Source organism: Neisseria blantyrii, assembly GCF_962747855.1.
GTDB classification, from domain to species: Bacteria; Pseudomonadota; Gammaproteobacteria; order Burkholderiales; family Neisseriaceae; genus Neisseria; species Neisseria viridiae.
Map to the genome: position 1 here is coordinate 1 of NZ_CAUIZY010000005.1, position 17,571 is coordinate 17,571.

General features: G+C 51.6%; 14 protein-coding genes and 1 riboswitch. Of the genes, 5 read left to right on the forward strand and 9 right to left on the reverse strand.

Features of this window, described 5'->3' with window-relative positions; translation table 11 throughout:
• Positions 1 to 107: 107 nt before the first annotated feature.
• The 3 genes from Q9J80_RS05510 to Q9J80_RS05520 all read left to right on the forward strand — a co-directional run bounded on the left by Q9J80_RS05510 (position 108) and on the right by Q9J80_RS05520 (position 4,283).
• Complete coding sequence (locus Q9J80_RS05510) at positions 108 to 1,304, forward strand: YadA family autotransporter adhesin (protein ID WP_304672734.1); 1,197 nt, start codon at positions 108 to 110, stop codon at positions 1,302 to 1,304.
• Between the two features lie 267 nt (positions 1,305 to 1,571).
• Positions 1,572 to 2,492 carry a glycosyltransferase family 2 protein gene (locus Q9J80_RS05515; RefSeq protein WP_304672735.1) on the forward strand — a complete coding sequence of 307 codons (921 nt, stop codon included), beginning with the start codon at positions 1,572 to 1,574 and terminating at the stop codon, positions 2,490 to 2,492.
• 129 nt (positions 2,493 to 2,621) lie between these two features.
• Positions 2,622 to 4,283 (forward strand): electron transfer flavoprotein-ubiquinone oxidoreductase, encoded by a 1,662-nt coding sequence (locus Q9J80_RS05520; RefSeq protein WP_304672736.1) that lies wholly within the window; start codon positions 2,622 to 2,624, stop codon positions 4,281 to 4,283.
• 134 nt (positions 4,284 to 4,417) lie between these two features.
• On the opposite strand, the gene Q9J80_RS05525 is transcribed toward Q9J80_RS05520, so the two are convergent.
• The 9 genes from Q9J80_RS05525 to gcvT form a co-directional block, all read right to left on the reverse strand.
• Positions 4,418 to 4,912: a nitrous oxide reductase accessory protein NosL gene (locus Q9J80_RS05525; RefSeq protein ID WP_118787254.1), complete on the reverse strand. Its 495-nt coding sequence runs from the start codon at positions 4,910 to 4,912 to the stop codon at positions 4,418 to 4,420.
• Positions 4,909 to 5,739, reverse strand: a complete 831-nt coding sequence (locus Q9J80_RS05530) for an ABC transporter permease (protein WP_003709598.1) — start codon at positions 5,737 to 5,739, stop codon at positions 4,909 to 4,911. Before Q9J80_RS05530 ends, Q9J80_RS05525 begins: the two co-directional genes overlap by 4 nt.
• Positions 5,736 to 6,632, reverse strand: coding sequence for an ABC transporter ATP-binding protein (locus Q9J80_RS05535; protein WP_301673740.1), 897 nt, complete (start codon positions 6,630 to 6,632; stop codon positions 5,736 to 5,738). The genes Q9J80_RS05530 and Q9J80_RS05535 overlap by 4 nt, the downstream gene beginning before the upstream one ends.
• 57 nt (positions 6,633 to 6,689) lie before the next feature.
• Positions 6,690 to 8,045: a nitrous oxide reductase family maturation protein NosD gene (locus tag Q9J80_RS05540; protein ID WP_301673460.1), complete on the reverse strand. Its 1,356-nt coding sequence runs from the start codon at positions 8,043 to 8,045 to the stop codon at positions 6,690 to 6,692.
• 172 nt (positions 8,046 to 8,217) lie between these two features.
• Complete coding sequence (gene nosZ / locus Q9J80_RS05545) at positions 8,218 to 10,179, reverse strand: TAT-dependent nitrous-oxide reductase (RefSeq protein ID WP_301673459.1); 1,962 nt, start codon at positions 10,177 to 10,179, stop codon at positions 8,218 to 8,220.
• A 127-nt stretch (positions 10,180 to 10,306) separates the two neighbouring features.
• Entirely contained in the window at positions 10,307 to 12,613 is a 2,307-nt protein-coding gene (locus Q9J80_RS05550) for a NosR/NirI family protein (protein ID WP_301673458.1), read from the reverse strand.
• Positions 12,614 to 13,013: 400 nt separating this feature from the next.
• Complete coding sequence (hemA, locus tag Q9J80_RS05555; protein WP_107862672.1) at positions 13,014 to 14,261, reverse strand: glutamyl-tRNA reductase; 1,248 nt, start codon at positions 14,259 to 14,261, stop codon at positions 13,014 to 13,016.
• Between the two features lie 147 nt (positions 14,262 to 14,408).
• Positions 14,409 to 14,795, reverse strand: coding sequence for a glycine cleavage system protein GcvH (gene gcvH / locus Q9J80_RS05560; protein WP_301673457.1), 387 nt, complete (start codon positions 14,793 to 14,795; stop codon positions 14,409 to 14,411).
• 161 nt (positions 14,796 to 14,956) lie between these two features.
• Entirely contained in the window at positions 14,957 to 16,057 is a 1,101-nt protein-coding gene (gene gcvT / locus Q9J80_RS05565) for a glycine cleavage system aminomethyltransferase GcvT (protein WP_301673456.1), read from the reverse strand.
• Between the two features lie 207 nt (positions 16,058 to 16,264).
• Positions 16,265 to 16,361: riboswitch (glycine riboswitch) on the reverse strand.
• A 202-nt stretch (positions 16,362 to 16,563) separates the two neighbouring features.
• On the opposite strand from gcvT, the gene Q9J80_RS05570 reads away from it, so the two are divergent.
• Both Q9J80_RS05570 and Q9J80_RS05575 read left to right on the forward strand, forming a co-directional pair.
• Complete coding sequence (locus Q9J80_RS05570; protein WP_003753890.1) at positions 16,564 to 17,040, forward strand: Lrp/AsnC family transcriptional regulator; 477 nt, start codon at positions 16,564 to 16,566, stop codon at positions 17,038 to 17,040.
• A 101-nt stretch (positions 17,041 to 17,141) separates the two neighbouring features.
• Positions 17,142 to 17,501, forward strand: a complete 360-nt coding sequence (locus tag Q9J80_RS05575) for a YbaN family protein (RefSeq protein WP_003753889.1) — start codon at positions 17,142 to 17,144, stop codon at positions 17,499 to 17,501.
• The last annotated feature ends 70 nt before the right edge of the window (positions 17,502 to 17,571 follow it).

The following is a 17,571-nucleotide window of genomic DNA, read 5'->3' on the forward strand; positions in this document are numbered from 1 at the left end:
AAAAAAAAAAAAAAATGGATAAAATAATACAACGTATTATTTACAGAGTAAGGGTCTGAATATATAATCGGAGAATTACGTTAGCGTTAACTCTAATTGGTACAATCATGACCCACTCCGACAAAAAACATACGGCAATATCCAAACTCATCCTCACAGCAGCAGCCACAGGAATCGGCATATCCGCCGTGCCATACGCTCAGGCTGACGACAATAAGGTAACGACGGTTGGAAAGCTGGTTATAAACCCAATAACTGATGCTGACAATAAAAAAAATGTTGGCAATTGGAATTCGGGTACATATAAAATTGAGGAGACCATCATCGGCTATGACGGCGGTGGCACCTTGATTACCGAGATTGCAAATGGTGAGATTGGTTTTGAATCGACTGATGCGGTTACCGGAGGTCAACTGTATTCCTACGTACCTGAAAAGATTGAGGAAAAGCTTAAGGAATTTATTCAAGGTTTACCTGATAAAGTTGAGTCTGGATCAGACGTTAAAATTAAATATTCAGATGAACGACTAACCCTAACCCTTTCCGAAGATTTGAAAGAGAAAATCAACAATATGTCCAACTCCGGAGGGAAAGGCGAAAACGGCAAATCCGCCTACGAAATCTGGAAAGAACAGAACACAACCCTCGCCGACACATCCGAAGCCGCCTTCCTGAAATCCCTTAAAGGCGAAAAAGGTGAGGCAGGTGCACAAGGTGAAAAAGGTGAGAAAGGCGATAAAGGCGAAAACGGCAAATCCGCCTACGAAATTTGGAAATCTCTAGATACTGGAAAACGTGCTAATAAAACAGAACGAGACTTTATCGACTTCCTCAAAGCGGAAGCCGATACTGCATTTACCCGAACCGAAGAATCGGACGGTACTATGCTGACCGCCAAAGGTAAAATTACTAATGAACGCCCCAATGGCGAAGTCCGTATAAGCGGCTTGGCGGCAGGCAGGATTTCTCCATCAAGCTCAGACGCAGTCAACGGCGCACAGTTGTTTGAGGTGCATGAACGGATTTCCTCTATAGAGCAAAAAGTCGACAAGTTGGATAAATCAATGAACGGCGGTATCGCCAAAGCAGGAGCGATCGCACTCCTTCCTCAACCGACTTATGCGGGACACTCGATGGTATCCGCCTCTACGGCACACTACAACGGTGAACAGGCTCTTGCAATCGGTTACTCCAGCCTCTCAGATAACGGCAAAGTAATCCTGAAGGCAGGTGCTTCGTTCAATTTCTCCGGCAACAATACCAAAAAACCGTTATTTGGAGCGGCTGTCGGCTATCAATGGTGATCTTCCGCCATTAATACGGCTGTGTTTTATTGATTCCGGCTGTTTGTAACGGAAACCGATTATTTTTTATTTAGATAGAAATCTATTCTTTTGAATAAAAGCTATCTCTTAACCGATAAGACGTTGCATCAATACCTATTGGAACACAGCCTATAGTAAAAATGCCGCACTTGCAGATAAGTGCGGCATTTTGGATTTTGTATGCAGGCCATATCCTAAAGTTGCCCATCTGCATACTTCGCCTTTTACAACAAATTAAGGATTCAGATGTACTCCAACGATAAAGCAACCTCCGATAATCTACCCAGTATCAGCTTCATCCTGCCCGTCTATAATGTTGCATCCTATATCCCCCGCGCGCTCGAAAGCATATTGCGTCAAACGGTTCGCAAAGAAATTATTCTGATAGATGACGGTTCGACAGATGGCAGTGCGGAAATCTTGGCGAAATATATGCACCAATATCCCTTTATTACCGTTGTCAGCAGCCAAAACAGGGGCGTGGCGGCGGCACGCAATGCCGGATTAAAACTTGCAACGGGGGATTTCATTATGTTCTTAGACCCCGATGACGAACTTTACCCCATAGATTTCGGTTTGTGGGCAAGACTTGCTCAAGATAACGGACTTCAAGCGATTAAAGGCGTATATCTCCGTCCTCCTTATGAAGAGGGGAAAAATATGTTGAGGTGTAAGCCCGTTTTTCAATTTAAAGAACAGCACAATGGGAAAATCTCATCTATGCCGGGGATATTGATGCAGAGTCTGCCTCATCACTGGCCTCTACACAATATGTGCTTTATGATTGACCGTCGCCACCTTGTCGCTACGGGTGTTACCTATCGCAACGGTATGCGTTTTGGGGAAGATATGGTTTTCATCTCTGAATTTCTGATTGCAGGCGGAAAAGTCTTGGAGGTTGACATTCCCTTTTTTATTTACCACCGCAGAGAAGGAAGTCTGACAACCGCCCTAGCCGACCACAGGCTGACCGATTACCTTCACAATCTGCTTACCTACCTCGTACCGCTGATGGAAAGGCAGACCGATTCAAGATACGCAGAAACTGTCCGTCAAATCCTACTGATTGAATTCGATAAAATTGGCAGAATTGTCAAAAATATCCCTGAACTGAAGAAAGAATATGACTGCCTCTTTGCACAACTGCCGGATAAAAAATATCTCTGACCATATGAGGGCAAATGCCGTCTGAATGCCTGAGAAGCTATTTCAGACGGCATTGTTTTATTTGGTAAGCGACTGTCTGCGTTGTATAATTGCCCGCTTTAGAATCGATAATAAACAATAGGAACCGCTATGACCGAATCCATCACCCGCGACAGTATGCAATACGATGTCGTGATTGTCGGCGCAGGCCCGTCGGGTTTGTCCGCCGCCATCAAACTCAAGCAGCTTGCCGAACAAAACGGGCGCGAAATCAGCGTTTGCGTGGTGGAGAAAGGTTCTGAAGCGGGGGCGCATTCGCTGGCGGGTGCGGTTATCGATCCGATTGCGCTGAATGAGTTGATTCCCGACTGGAAAGAAAAAGGCGCACCGCTGACGCGTGCGGTAACACAGGACAAAGTGTTGTTCCTGACTAAGAAAAAGGCGTTTAATCTGCCCGTTACCCCCAATTTCGACAATCACGGCAACTACATCGCCAGCTTGGGCGAAGTCGTGCGCTGGTTGGCGGAGCAGGCGGAAAATATGGGTGTGGAAATCTATCCGGGCTTTGCCGCCGCCGAAGTGCTGTATCACGAAGACGGTTCGGTCAAAGGCATTGCGACCGGCAATATGGGCGTGGGCAAAGACGGCGAGCCGACCGATTCATTCCAGCCCGGCATGGAGCTTTGGGCGCGGCAAACCCTGTTTGCCGAAGGTTGTCGCGGTTCGCTTTCCAAGCAAATCATCGAACACTTCAAACTCGACCAAAACAGCCAGCCGCAAACTTACGGCTTGGGCATTAAAGAAGTTTGGGAAGTGCCGTCTGAACAGTATCAGCCCGGTTTGGTGGTGCATAGCGCAGGCTGGCCGCTGGACAGCAAAACCTACGGCGGTGCGTTTGTTTACCATTTCGACGACAACAAAGTCGCCGTCGGCTTCGTGGTCGGTTTGGACTATCAAAACCCGTATCTGTCGCCGTTTGAAGAGTTCCAACGCTTCAAAACCCATCCCGAAATCCGCAAAACCTTTGAAGGCGGCCGCCGCATTGCTTACGGCGCGCGTTCGCTGATTGAAGGCGGTCTGCAAAGTTTGCCGAAGCTCTCGTTCAAGGGGGGCGTTTTAATCGGCGACGCGGCGGGTTTCCTGAATATGCCGCGCATCAAAGGCATCCATACCGCGATGAAATCCGCTATGATTGCCGCCGAAGCCGTGTTCCCCTTGTTGGAAAACCTTGAAGAAGTGGAGGGTTTCGACAGCGGCAAAGAGGCGGAGGATTATCAGCAACGTTTTGAACAAAGCTGGCTGTATCAAGAGCTTTATGCCGCGCGCAATGTCCGTCCGTCATTCAAATGGGGCGTTTACCTCGGCTCACTTTATACCGGCATCGATCAGATGATTTTCAAAGGCAAAGCCCCGTGGACCTTGAAACATCACGGTAAAGACAACGAGCAGCTCAAAAAAGCCGCCGCGTGCAAACCGATTGATTATCCGAAACCCGACGGCGTGTTGACCTTCGACCGCTTAAGCAGCGTCTTTCTCGCCAATCTCGCGCACGAAGAAAACCAGCCCGACCATTTGGTGCTGAAAAATCCGCAAACGATGATAGACGTGAACTACAAAGAATACGCCTCGCCCGAAACGCGCTATTGTCCGGCCGGCGTGTATGAAATCGTCGAAGAAAACGGCAGCCCGCGCCTGCAAATCAACGCGGCAAACTGCGTGCACTGCAAAACGTGCGACATCAAAGACCCGACGCAAAACATCACTTGGATTTGTCCCGAAGGCGCGAGCGGGCCGAATTACGGCGGGATGTGAACCTTATTCCGCCGTTACGCCCGGTCAGGAATAAGGAATGGGGCCGTTGTTCAAACCTGCCCCGTTTGAACCCGTAACAAAAAAATGCCGTCTGAACCTTGGCTTCAACGTTCAGACGGCATTTTTGTTTGGATTTACTTGAAAATGTAAGCATCGGGCATATCGTCGAAACCGACGACCTTTCCACCTTTATCCTTTGCAAATTTTTCAGCCTGCTCCTTGTTGCCGAACGGCAGCGCGTCTTCCGCACCCATACCGCCGATAAAGCCGCTGTCAATGACATAAAAGGCTTTTTTCGCATCTATCCACTCCGTGTCGGCATTGGGATTCGTCCAATCGGTAACATTGCCCATATCGGTAACGTAAATCACGCGGATGCCTTTGGGTTCTTCGGGCAGCTTGGTATAGCCGAACATCTGCTTGATGGTGGAGAACCAAACGGGCTGATCGGGTTTGCCGTTCAAAAAAATCTGGGCTTTGGGGCCGTTGTGTTCGGTCAGATTCATACTGCAATAGTGTCCGACCGAACGGTCGCTAATCTGCTGGGGTAAAGGCGGCGGTCCCTCTTCCGCCTGCCGGCAGGCACTTAAGGCAAAAACGGCAACAATTGCCAACAGGGTTTTTTTCATATTTGTCGCTTTCTAAAAATTCCGGCTGCCAAAACAAGCGGAATGATAACCCATAAAACCTGCGCGGTCAGCAAAACGGGGACAGTCAGGCTGATTTGTCCGCTCAAACCCGCCATACCCGCATACATAGCCGTATTTTCGTAACCGGTCAGGTTGAGCAGGCGGTAAATATCGGTGGGATTGAACAGCAGCACCGTTTCAACAACGGGCGCGGTGATAACCTGTTTCGAGTCGGCAACCAGAATACCCAAAAGCGCCATATCGAAGATGACGACGAAAAACAACCACACGCCGATGGAAATACCGGCCGCCGTACCCCGTTCTTTGACTTTTGCACTGATTAAGTAACCCATAGACAGAAAAGCCGCACCGAGGATGACGCTGGCGGCAATCAACAGCGCAAAGGGTTTCCAAGCGGCGATGTCGAAACTGCCGTTGGCAAGTTGCAGCGTAATGCCTGCCAATCCGTAACCTGCCGTGGTGGCGAGGGCGAGGATGATGAGGTGTCCGACAAACTTGCCGGCAAGTATTTGATTGCGCGAAATGGGATAACTCAACAGCAACGCCATCGTACCGCGTTCGATTTCGCCGATCAGTGCGTCATAAGAAAGCAGCATCGCAATCAGCGGAATCAGGAAAATAGACAGGCTCGACAGGCTGACGACGGTAACGGTCAGCGGGTCGACCTTGACCGAACCGGTGGGCGAGCTGCCGAGAAAACCCAAAGAAAGGGCGAGTGCGGCAAGCAGGAGGGCGGCGGCAAGCACCCAGCGGTTACGCAGGCTGTCGCGGACTTCTTTACCGGTAATAATCCAAACAGGGTTCATACGTCCTCCCTTTTCAAGAACTGTGCATACATTTCGTCAAGCGTCGGGGTGTGGATATCGAGATAGGCAAGGTCGGACAGGCTGCCCAACTCGCCCAAAAGGTTCATACGTTCTTCCGCCTGACATTGTGCCCGGTAAGAAATGCCGTCTGAAAGCGGCTGCCAGCGGCTGCTCAAGGTGCGCGGTGCATTGAGGCGGATATTGACGGTCAGCGGCAGTCCGCTTTGAACGTGCAATTCGTCCATACTACCATCGGCAACCTTAACGCCGTTTTTCATCACGATAATGCGGTCGGCGTGTCCGTCCAACTCGGCAAGGGCGTGGGTACTGAGCAATACGGTCGCGCCGCGCCCGTTGAGTTCGCGCACGACTTCGTAAAACATTTGTCGTGATGCAGGGTCAAGACCGGTTGTCGGTTCGTCAAACAGCAGGACTTTGGGCTCGCCCAGCAGGGCTTGTGCCAAGGCAAGGCGTTGGCGCATCCCTTTAGAATAAGTGCCGACGCGGCGGTGTGCCGCCTGTGAAATACCGACGCGCTCAAGCAGTCCCCGGTTCTGGGTAAGCGGCTGTTTCTTAAGTTTCGCGTAAAAGTCCAGCGTTTCGATGCCGGTCAGCGAAGGGTGCAGCGCAACAGTTTCGGGCAGGTAGCCGATTTGACTGCGCAGCTGCGCCCCCGCTTTGCTGCCGGTACGTTCGCCCAAAAGCATCACTTCGCCTTCGGTCGGGGTAATCAGCCCGAGTATCAGCTTCATAATGGTGGACTTGCCCGCACCGTTGTGTCCGGCAAGCCCGACGCTTTCTCCTGCCTTCAAAACCAAATCGACTTGGTTGACCGCTTTTTGCGCCCCGAACCGTTTGGTTACCTTCCTCAATTCGACATGATGTGTGGTCATGGTTGTTCCTTTTGTGTTTTCAGACGGCATTTGGATCCGGATGCCGTCTGAAGCAGACTAGTTCAAAGAACCGTTTTCCGCCCTGCCCCATTCCGACTGCCGCGTTTCGGCTTCTTTGAGCAGTTCGTCCTTCATCGCCTGATAACGGGTTTGAATTTTGGGGGCATAAGGCTTCATCAGCGGTTTGCTGTCCACCACGCCGCCGGGCAGAACGGCGGGAAACTGCGCCTGCGCCCATTTGACGATGCTGATTGCAGGACTGTTCATCAGAAGGCGTGCAACCGGTGCGCGCCAGATGATTTGGTCGATAATGCCGTTGGGGCGGTACGCGCTGTCGCCAAAGCCGTCGCCGTCAAGATCAAATGCGCTATTGTCGCTCCAGTAGTTGCCGTGTCCGCCCTCGCTCCAGTCGAGAAAACGCGTGCTGACATATTTGACCTGGCTTTCGTTGTTGATGAAGGAATTGTCATGCAGGATCGTACCTTCGATGGCGGCGGTAAAGTGTATGCCGATTTGACAGTTTTCAAAATGATTGGCGAAAAGTTTATCGTAGTTGGCATTGTAGGCGAATACGCACTTGCCCGCCTTGTTGATAATGTTGTCGTGAATATCGGAATAGTTGACATAGTTGAGCATGATGCCCTGGTCGCGGCTGCCGACGGCAATATTGTCGAATACTTTGAGCCGCTCGGAAAACATCAGCACATAGCCCATATTGTTGCCCACGGAAATATTGCCGCTGACTTCGCTGTCGTTGGTGTACATATAGTGGACGGCGAAACGCAAATCGCTGAAGCGGTTGTTTTTATAGGTGTTGTGCGTGCTGGTGTTGGAAAAAATGCCGTCCCGCCCTTTGGAAATGTCGTTGCCGACGACCTGCGCGCCGGGCGCGTTCCAAACGGTAACGCCGTTGCCGCGCTCGTTCACGCGCAAAGTCGCATCGCCGACAATTTTGTTCTCGCGCACCATCGCATCGGCAGAACCGTGCAGATAGACGCCGACCGAATTATCCAAAATATTGTTGTGTTCAATCAGGGCGCGCGGGGCGGTTTCTTCGAGATAAATACCAGCATCCATTGCAGGCAGACTCATACCGGAACGGGTAACGGTCAGGTTGCGGAGCGTTACGTCCGGCGCGTGTATGGCTATGGTACGCCCGCTCCTGTCCCCTTCGATGGTTGCAGAACGGTCGGCAGGTCCTTCAATCGTAATCGGTTTGTCGATATAAAGTTTGGTTTGATATACGCCGGAAGCCAGTTTGAGCGTATCGCCCGCCTGGGCGCGGGCAAAAATTTCGGCAAGGTTGTCTTGCGGGGAAACGTGGACGACGGCTGCCGATGCCGTCTGAAAAATGCTGCCGGCGGCAAGTATCAGCACGGCCTTCAGCCATATACGGAGCGCGGATGTGTGCATAGTGTCCCTCTGTTTCGTTCGGTATGGCCGAACAAAATAAAGCATCATTCAAATGTGCCTGTTTTTATAGCGAAACCGCCTGAAACGGTACGGCAAGCGGTTTGGCTATAAATGCCGTCTGAAGACCTGTTGCCTTCAGACGGCATTCTCAATATTCAGCCGTCAGGCCGCATTATTTGGGATGAACAATCATCTGACCGGACATTTCCATATGCAATGCGTGGCAGAACCATTGGCAGTAGTACCAGTGCACGCCCGGACGGACGGCTTTGAAGGTTACGGAAGAAGTGGCTTGCGGGCCGATTTCCATAGCGATGCCGTAGCCTTCCAAAGTGAAGCCGTGGGTCAGGTCCTCGATGGTTTCGACGTTGGTAACGTAAACGGTTACTTCGTCGCCTTGGTTCACTTCAAACTGCGGAATGCTGAATGCAGGCGCAACGGCAGTCATGTACACGCGTACTTTGTTGCCTTCGCGTACGACTTTGGCGGCTTTTTCCAGCTCGACACCGTCTTTTTTCGCCTGTTCCAAAGCATCCTGCCAGAACCAAGGGTCTTTACGGTCCCAAGTTTTGCCCGGGTTCAGTTTGGACGCGGCAACCAAACACAAGTCGTGCGGTTCAGCAAAAGTCGGGTTGTCGTGTACCAGACGCATTTCGTCGCCGGAGATGTCGATCAATTGGTCGCACTCGGGTTTCAACGGGCCGGCATTCAAGAAGCGGTCTTTGGAGAATTTGTTCAAAGACACCAGCCATTGACCGTCGGCTTCTTTGGTTTCGCCCATGGTCGTATGGTTGTGGCCCGGTTGGTAGTGAACGTCGAGTTTTTGTTTGATCGGATCGACTTTATCGCCTTTGTAGGCTTTGATTGCGTCGTCGATGTTCCATTTCACCATTTGGCTGTCGATAAACAATGTCGTATAAGCATTGCCGCGACCGTCAAATGCAGTGTGTAAGGGACCGAGACCCAGTTGCGGTTCGGCTACGACCACATCGCGCTCTTTGATTTTGCCGGCGAACAAATCGTCCAGCTTGCTGACATCCAATACGGTAACGGTCGGAGACAGCTTGCCGTTGAGCATAATGTATTTGCCGTCGGGAGAAGCATTACAGCCGTGCGGAGAGTTCGGCACGGGGATATAACGCGTGTATTTGGATTTGGCTTCAGCGCGGCCGTCCAGCATTTTCACGCCGTTCACTTCTTTGAAGTCGCCCGCTTTGATGCCTTCCTCGATGGCTTTCAGGTCGAAAACGACGCACCAGTCCTGCTCGTTGGAAGACGCACCTTGCACGGTCAGCGCGCGCTCGGAGTTGTAGCAGGTGGAAAAAGAATATTTGCCTTGGTAATCGGCATCGCCGTTGTCCAAGTTGCCGTCAACCAATACCTGCCATGCGATTTCCATGGTTTCGCCGTCGATGGCGGTATAAACGGCATTCCAGGTTTTCGCATCATCCAGTTTGCCTACGCCGCTGACGGGGGTGATGTGTTCGCCGTTGGCAAAGATATAACCGGTTTTCGGATAACGTTGCGGACGCAGACCGTGAATACCCGAGGCATTGGGGATGTCGATGATTTTGTCGGCCTTCATCACATCCAAACGCACGCGGCAGACGCGGTTGTTTGCCTTGTCGTTGGCATAGGCATAGCGGCCGTCATAAGTTTGGTCGGTAAACGACAAGTGCGGGTGGTGAAGGTCGCCGTTGGGGTAGCAGCGCAGGCCGCTGTCTTTTAAGAATTTACGGGTTTCTTCAGTAATATTGCCGTTGAGGACTTTCAAGCTCTCATTGGTACGTCCCCAACCGGTCGCACTGTCCATATTGAACACGGGGATACGCATCAGTTCGCGCATGGAAGGCAGACCAATCAGGCGCATCTCGCCGGACTGACCGCCGGAAAGGAAGCCGTAATATTGGTCGAGTTCGCCCGGACCGACTTCGGAAGACAGTTGACCTGGTTTGGCTTCACCATGCTCCTTGGCGACAGGGGCGGCGCCAGAAGCAGCAGCCTGTTCGCCGTCTTTAGAGCAACCCGCCAAACCCAACAGGCCCGCACCGGCAATACCTGCACCGGAAGCGGCGGCCGTACCTAAGAATGAACGACGGCTCAAGCCGTTTTGTTCTAATTTTTCGTCTGACATACAACACTCCTTGGATAAAATACGGCAAACCGGTTTTCAGACGGCAAGCCGATGGGAAAAAATTTTATTATCCTTCCGGGGAAACCCTGCCTGCCTGACACTTTGGCTTCAGACTTCCCCCGTATGCTTATTTTTCAGATTGCGCCGTTTCGGGTTTGACAAAACGGACGACCTGTTCCTGCGGCTGCTTGGAGACACTCTCCAATTCCCCTGATTTTGCAGCAGCCTGTTTTTGTTTTTTCTTATTCACTGCCACAACTTGCGGACAGCGCGTATCGTGGTGGTACATGACTTGGCAGTGCAGGCACTGGATACATTCGTTCGGATGGATGTCGCCCTCGGGCGCGATTGCCTGAACGGGGCATTCGTGCGTACAGATTTGGCAGGGGTTGCCGCACATTTTGTAGCGGCGCAGCCAGTCGAACACGCGGAATCTGCCCGGCAGCGCGATGCCCGCACCCAAAGGACACAGATAACGGCAGAAGAAGCGTTCGATAAACAGCCCCGCAATCAAAAGTGCCACGGCAAAGGCGACAAACCACCAATCGCGCATGAATTTCAAAATAATTGCGGTTTTGAACGGTTCGACTTCGGCAAATTTTTCCGCCGTACCCAAATCATACAGCGAAATTGCCAAAAGTCCGAAGAAAATCAGATATTTGATAACGCTCAAACGGGTATGCAGCATATGCGGCACGATAATCTGTTTCACACCCAGTTTTTTGGCAATCCTGTTGGTCAATTCCTGTAATGAGCCGAACGGACACAGCCAACCGCAAAACGTCCCCCTGTTCCACAACAGCATAGTCGCGGCGGTAAACAGCCAAAGGATGAACACAATCGGATCCATCAGGAAGAATTCCCAATGAAATTCGGTAAGGATGGCGGAAAACAGCGTCAACGTATTGACAACCGAAAGCTGCGCCTGTGCATACCAGCCGATATAGAAGAGCGTGAAGGTCAAAAAGGCGAGGCGGAAGCGGTCGTACCATTTTTCGTAACGCACAATCCAGTCTTGGAACAAAAACACCAGTAACAATATGGTCAGCGCAATGCCGACGACGACAATCTGCCCCTGTTTCGCTTTCCAAATCTGTTTCCATAATTGGTCGGATACACCGTTTTCAGCTGACGCATCTTCGGCAATGCCGTCTGAAGCAGTATCGGATGCCGCGGCAGGTACGGCTTCGACAGGCGCGCTGATTTCTACGGGCGGTGCTTTGGGATCGTCGACGTAATAAGCTTGGGGCAGTTCGTAATCCAAATCGGCGGTAACGAAGGCTTTATCGTTCACGCTCAAGACGCGCTGAACCATTAATTGCAGCCGCCACGGCTCCGCACCGTCAAACTCTACGCCTTCAGGGATGGTAAACCAAGAAACTTCTTTAAAGCGCGGCGCACCGGCGGCGGACAGCGCGACGACGCGTTCGTGTTGGGCATCGGTAAAACGGAAGCTGTTCTCTCCCTGAATCATCTCGATACGGTCGAAAATACCGCCGCGCACATAACCCGAACCTTTCCAAGAATAACGACCCTCCCCGGCAACCAAAACCGCCTGCTGCCCGGGTTTCAGCCGTTTTTGCAGATGTACCCAGCCGTCCTCTCCCAGCAGGCTTTTACCGATGGAGGGCTGGCTGACCAAAGCAACATATAAATCGATAAAGGTATCGTCAGGATCGCCCTGTTCGGCGTGTTCGGCCACGCCGACCTTGCCGCCTTTCTCAAACAGTTTGTTGATTTGATCCAGCGTGATATGCAGATGGCCGACGGCCTTTTGTTTCAAAAGTTCGTCCCAAGACAAAATATCCTGCTTGTCGGGATTTGCCATACGGCGCGGACGGGTTTTTACCGCAGGCGCGGCTTCCTGAACATCGGAAGCGGATGCCGTCTGAAGAGCCTTATCCGAACCCAAACGGTATTGGTTGGCAATGACCTTGTACGAACGCTGGATACTGTCGTTAATCACCATCAGCGTAACAGTCGCACCGCTGATAATGTCGCCCGGCGCCACGCCCGGAGTCGGCGGATTTTTAATAAAGTTCAGACCGATATATTTGTCGATGAATTTATCGACACGCGACTGCGGGATACCGATCAGCATAATCGGCTCGTGATGATCGACCAGTTTCGCCCCTGCTATCGTGCCGTCGTTTGCCAACGCCATCAGCGTATCAATCGGCTTGCTCGAATAACCGCGCGTATTGACCACATCGGTTGTGATATAGACCAAACCGAGCTGCTCATCGCCTTTGTAAACGCGGGCGACCATAGGCTTGCCTTCCGGCTTGCCGTAACGATCCGCTCCCGGGAAGATTTCCGAAGGTTGGATTTTCGCCAAAAAATCAGGCAGACGCTCCGCATAGGCGGGCAATGCCGCCGTCAAAAAGACAAAGGCGGCAAAAAACGCCGTTATCCGCGCCCGAAACACGGACATACGCCGGATTGAAAAACAGGACATAGCCATCACCGATATACCGATACTCTTTAATATGGATATTATATGAATCATCTATCGGCGATTTTTTGATGCAAATCAAATTTACAAATCTTAAAACCAATCTGCATACGGGATAATACTTTGTAATTACATCGATATATAGTGGATTAACAAAAATCAGGACAAGGCGACGAAGCCGCAGACAGTACAAACAGTACGGAACCGATTCACTTGGTGCTTCAGCACCTTAGAGAATCGTTCTCTTTGAGCTAAGGCGAGGCAACGCCGTACTGGTTTTTGTTAATCCACTATAATGTGGGATTTCACGATGTTGTCAGACAGCACAAAAATATGCCGTCTGAAACCCCTTCAGACGGCATCCTTTTCCGGCGCACCGTTATTTGTCCAAATGATAAATCTGCGCGACAGCATGAACCAAATCTTTATCTTCTTCCCCCGCCTTATTCAAGGTTTGAGTTGGAGAATGCAGCAGCTTGTTGGTCAGTTGGACGGACAGCCGTTCCAAAACCTCTTCTGCCGTTGCGCCTTTGGCAAGCTGTTTCATCGCATTTTCCAACACCTGTTTGCGCGCTTTCTCGCCCTCGTCCCGCAAGGCTTTAATCAAGGGGACACTCTGCCTGCCCTGCTGCTGCCGGACAAATTCGGCAACTTTCTCGGACACCAGCGTTTCGGCGGCGGCGGCGGCCTTCTGCCTTGCCTCCTTACCGCTTTGGACGATATTGACCATATCGTCCACCGTATAAAGATAGGCATCATTCAAATCGCCGACTTCCGCTTCAATATCGCGCGGCACTGCCAAATCAAGCATAAACAACGGCATACTCTGCCTTTGCTTCAATGCGCGCTCCACCATGCCTTTGCCGACTATCGGAAGCTGGCTCGCCGTTGAAGAAACCACCACGTCGTAATCGTGCAGAATGGCAGGCAGATCGGACAGCAGACACGGTTCGGCGTTAACACCGAGTTTGTCGCACAACTCCTGTGCACGCGCCAGCGTCCGGTTGGCAACCGTCATCAATCTGGGGTTTTTAGCAGCAAAATAAGTAGCAACCAGCTCAATCATCTCACCCGCACCGATGAATAAAACATTAAGGTCGCCTATATCGGGGAAAATCTGCTCTGCCAATTTGACGGAAGCTGAAGCCATGGAAACCGAGTTTTCGCCGACAGCGGTATCGGTACGGACCTCTTTAGCAACAGAAAAGGTTTTTTGGAACAGGGCATTGAGTTTCTTACCCATACTTTCCTGCTCTTGAGCAACTCTGACCGCATCCTTAATCTGTCCTAAAATCTGCGGCTCGCCCAACACCATCGAATCCAGCCCGCAGGCAACGCGGAAAGCATGGCGCACGGTTTCCTGCATATCCAGCGTGTACAGATACGGACGGATTTCTTCAATCGGCAAACTGTGGTAATCGGCAAGCCATCGGATAATTTCTTCCGAATCGCCGACACAGTAAAGCTCGGTGCGGTTGCAGGTAGAAAGGATTACCGCCTCCGTTGCCGCATTGCTTCGGGCAAGATTGCGGACGGCTTCGGGCAGGCAGGCAGCGGCAAACGCCAGCTTTTCCCGTATGCTTAAAGGTGCGGTTTGATGATTGAGTCCGACAGCGGTAAGTTGCATGAAAAAATCGGTGAAGATGGATATAGACCGTTATTATAGCCTAACTACTTCCTTAAAACACGGACAAAAAACTGCACCTCCGACCGCAGAAATGCCGTCTGAAAGTGCAGTTCCTTAAATAAGGCATCCTATTATCAGGATAGGAATTTAATCTACTTCGCCTGCGTATTGTTCAGCAGTCAAAAGACCGTCGTAGTCGGCAGGATTGGCAGGTTTGATTTTGAAGAACCAGCCTGCGCCGTAAGGGGCGCTGTTGGCAGTTTCCGGTGCGCTGGGCAAGTCATCGTTGACGGCAACGACTTCGCCCGCAATCGGGGCATACACGTCGGATGCGGCTTTTACAGACTCAACCACACCGGCTTGTTCTTCGGCGGCAAGGTTCGCGCCGACTTCGGGCAGCTCGACAAACACGATGTCGCCCAACAGCTCTTGCGCGTGGTGGGTAATGCCGACGGTGATGGTACCGTCTTCTTCAAGGCGCAGCCATTCATGGCTGGCAACGTATTTCAGTTCGGCTGGGATGTTGTTGCTCATGGTTTGATACTCCATTGATAGGGGTTATTTTCAGACGGCATCTGCATGAATCAATATCCACAGATACCTTGTTCAAGGCTTTCCACAAACGTCCGTATCGGACAACAATTAAAACCTGCTTTCAGACGGCATATGAAATGAAAATGCCGTCTGAACCGATATTAATCAAACTGTTTTTGACCGTTGCGGACGAACGGCAGCTTCAATACGCGCACGTCCGCTTCTTTGCCGCGAATCAGGACTTTGGCGGTATCGCCGTCAAAATCTTTCGGTACGCGGGCAATGGCGATGGATTGTTTCAGGCTTGGAGAGAATACGCCGCTGGTGGTTTCGCCTTTGCCTTTGTCGGTCAACACTTCCATATGCGCGCGCAGGATGCCGCCTTTGTCGAGCAGCAAACCGACTTGTTTGACGGCAACGCCTTTTTCTTTCAATGCCAGCAAGGCGGCTTTACCGACGAAATCGCGGCTTTCGTCTTTCAAATCGACCGTCCAACCCATGCCTGCTTCGAGCGGGCTGGTGTCGTCGTCCATATCGTTGCCGTAGAGGTTCATACCGGCTTCCATGCGCAGGGTGTCGCGTGCGCCGAGGCCGCAAGGCTGTACGCCGGCTTGTTGCAGGGCTTTGAAGAATGCGACGGCTTCAGTGCCCGGCAGAATCACTTCGACGCCGTCTTCGCCGGTATAGCCGGTGCGGGCGACAAACCAGTCGTTGCCCAAATCTGCACCTTGGAACGGTTTGAGGTTGTGGACGACATCCGCCCATTCGGGTTTGACGGTCAGGAGTTTTTCGATGGCTTTAGGACCTTGCACGGCAAGCATACCGAGGTCGTAGCGCGGGTTGAAGGCAACGCCGAACTCTCGTCCGACTTTGTGGAATTGCGCCGTGTCTTTTTCGCGGGTCGCGCCGTTGGACACGATGCGGTATTGGGTTTCGGCTTCATTGGTGCGGTAAACGATCAAGTCGTCAATCACGCCGCCGTTGTCGTTGAGCAGCGCGGAATAAAGGGCTTTGCCGACGAAGGCGAGTTTGGCAACGTCGTTGGCAATCAGTTTGCGGAAAAAGGCTTTGGCATTTGCGCCTGCTACGTCGGTAACGAGCATATGGGATACGTCAAACATACCGGCATCGGTGCGCACGGCTTCGTGTTCGGCGATTTGTGAACCATAATGGATGGGCAGCTCCCAGCCGGCAAAATCGACCAGCTTCGCGCCTGCATCTTGATGGGCTTGATGAAACGGGGTGGTTTTCAGAGCAGTCATTCTCAAGTTTCTCCGGATTTTTTGTTCAGATGCCGCCCGCGCACCTATGCGCGGATGACCCTATCTGTCCTTGAACCTGAGATTTTCGGCCGTATCCGCTTGACGGCAAACCAGTCTGCTCACTGCTTTGCGCGGTTGTCTGAATGGTGGTTCAGACGGCCTTCTCCCCTTCGGTGGGTGCGATTGCACCACTCTCCAGATGTTTTATTTCAATGTGCAGTCCCTGTTGCCTGAGCGATTTAAGGGCATCTGCGCCTTCGGCGGCTACGCGTAATCGGGTGTAGCTCTCTCCTGCACATGGCGCGATTATGGCTTGAAAAGGCAGTTTGGGCAAGCCGTCTTAAAGAGATGCAAACCGACCGCCTCTGTTTCCACATGATTTTCCGAAAACAAAATTTGTCCCGGATGACGGTATAACTTTTTATATGTTAATATGGCCTCCATCTGTGCGGATTGCCGCAAACATACGGACAGACAATCCGAATTCCTTAAAACGGAACGCAAATATGCCCCAACTCACTTTAGACAAAACCGATATTAAAATCTTACAGGTTCTCCAGGAAAACGGCAGGCTGACCAATGTCGAACTGTCCGAACGTGTCGCACTTTCTCCTTCTCCGTGCCTGCGCCGTCTGAAGCAGTTGGAAGATGCCGGCATCGTCCGCCAATATGCCGCGCTGCTGTCTCCGGAATCCGTCAACTTGGGGCTTCAGGCATTTATCCGCGTTTCCATCAGCAAAGCAAAAGACGCGCGGGAAGATTTTGCCGCATCGGTTCGAAAATGGCCGGAAGTCTTGAGCTGCTTCGCCCTGACAGGGGAAACCGACTACCTGCTTCAAGCATTTTTTACCGACATGAGCGCGTTCTCCCATTTCGTTCTTGACACTCTTTTATCCCACCACGGCGTACAGGATGCCCAATCAAGTTTCGTTTTAAAAGAAATCAAACATACCACATCCCTACCACTCAACCATCTGTTGTAGGAATAAGACCTTCCTCCCCATTTTCCCTACCGGCACGGCGGATAGAAACGGGCGGGATTCTTACAATACCTGTTTGTCTCCGATAAAGACCGGATTGGAAAATGATACGTTATCTATTGATTATTTGCGGCTGCATTTCCCTGCTGTTGGGTATCATCGGCATTTTTTTGCCGCTGTTGCCGACCACGCCGTTCGTACTGCTCTCCGCCGCCTGCTGGGCAAAGGCATCCCCGCGTTTTCACCGCTGGCTGCACCGGCACCGCTATTTCGGTCCGATGGTTCATAACTGGGAACAAAACGGCGCAGTGCCGCGCAAAGCCAAGATTTTCGCCATCAGTATGATGACCGCATCCTGTCTGATGATGTTTTGGCAGTTTCCCCAACGCTGGTGGGTCGGGGCGGTTTCATCGGTTTTTTGTTCCCTTGTCGCCATATGGATGTGGCGCAGGCCCGAATCTTGAATGCCGTCTGAAAGGGATAAGGGCAAACAAACGGGTGGGGCAAACCTGTTTCATTGCAAATATATGTTAA

Bases quoted from the DNA above. Each gene is read 5' to 3' on its own strand.
- Q9J80_RS05510 (WP_304672734.1), top strand. From the start codon at position 108: ATGACCCACTCCGACAAAAAACATACGGCAATATCCAAACTCATCCTC.
- Q9J80_RS05515 (WP_304672735.1), top strand. From the start codon at position 1,572: ATGTACTCCAACGATAAAGCAACCTCCGATAATCTACCCAGTATCAGC.
- Q9J80_RS05520 (WP_304672736.1), top strand. From the start codon at position 2,622: ATGACCGAATCCATCACCCGCGACAGTATGCAATACGATGTCGTGATT.
- Q9J80_RS05525 (WP_118787254.1), bottom strand. From the start codon at position 4,912: ATGAAAAAAACCCTGTTGGCAATTGTTGCCGTTTTTGCCTTAAGTGCC.
- Q9J80_RS05530 (WP_003709598.1), bottom strand. From the start codon at position 5,739: ATGAACCCTGTTTGGATTATTACCGGTAAAGAAGTCCGCGACAGCCTG.
- Q9J80_RS05535 (WP_301673740.1), bottom strand. From the start codon at position 6,632: ATGACCACACATCATGTCGAATTGAGGAAGGTAACCAAACGGTTCGGG.
- Q9J80_RS05540 (WP_301673460.1), bottom strand. From the start codon at position 8,045: ATGCACACATCCGCGCTCCGTATATGGCTGAAGGCCGTGCTGATACTT.
- nosZ (WP_301673459.1), bottom strand. From the start codon at position 10,179: ATGTCAGACGAAAAATTAGAACAAAACGGCTTGAGCCGTCGTTCATTC.
- Q9J80_RS05550 (WP_301673458.1), bottom strand. From the start codon at position 12,613: ATGTCCGTGTTTCGGGCGCGGATAACGGCGTTTTTTGCCGCCTTTGTC.
- hemA (WP_107862672.1), bottom strand. From the start codon at position 14,261: ATGCAACTTACCGCTGTCGGACTCAATCATCAAACCGCACCTTTAAGC.
- gcvH (WP_301673457.1), bottom strand. From the start codon at position 14,795: ATGAGCAACAACATCCCAGCCGAACTGAAATACGTTGCCAGCCATGAA.
- gcvT (WP_301673456.1), bottom strand. From the start codon at position 16,057: ATGACTGCTCTGAAAACCACCCCGTTTCATCAAGCCCATCAAGATGCA.
- Q9J80_RS05570 (WP_003753890.1), top strand. From the start codon at position 16,564: ATGCCCCAACTCACTTTAGACAAAACCGATATTAAAATCTTACAGGTT.
- Q9J80_RS05575 (WP_003753889.1), top strand. From the start codon at position 17,142: ATGATACGTTATCTATTGATTATTTGCGGCTGCATTTCCCTGCTGTTG.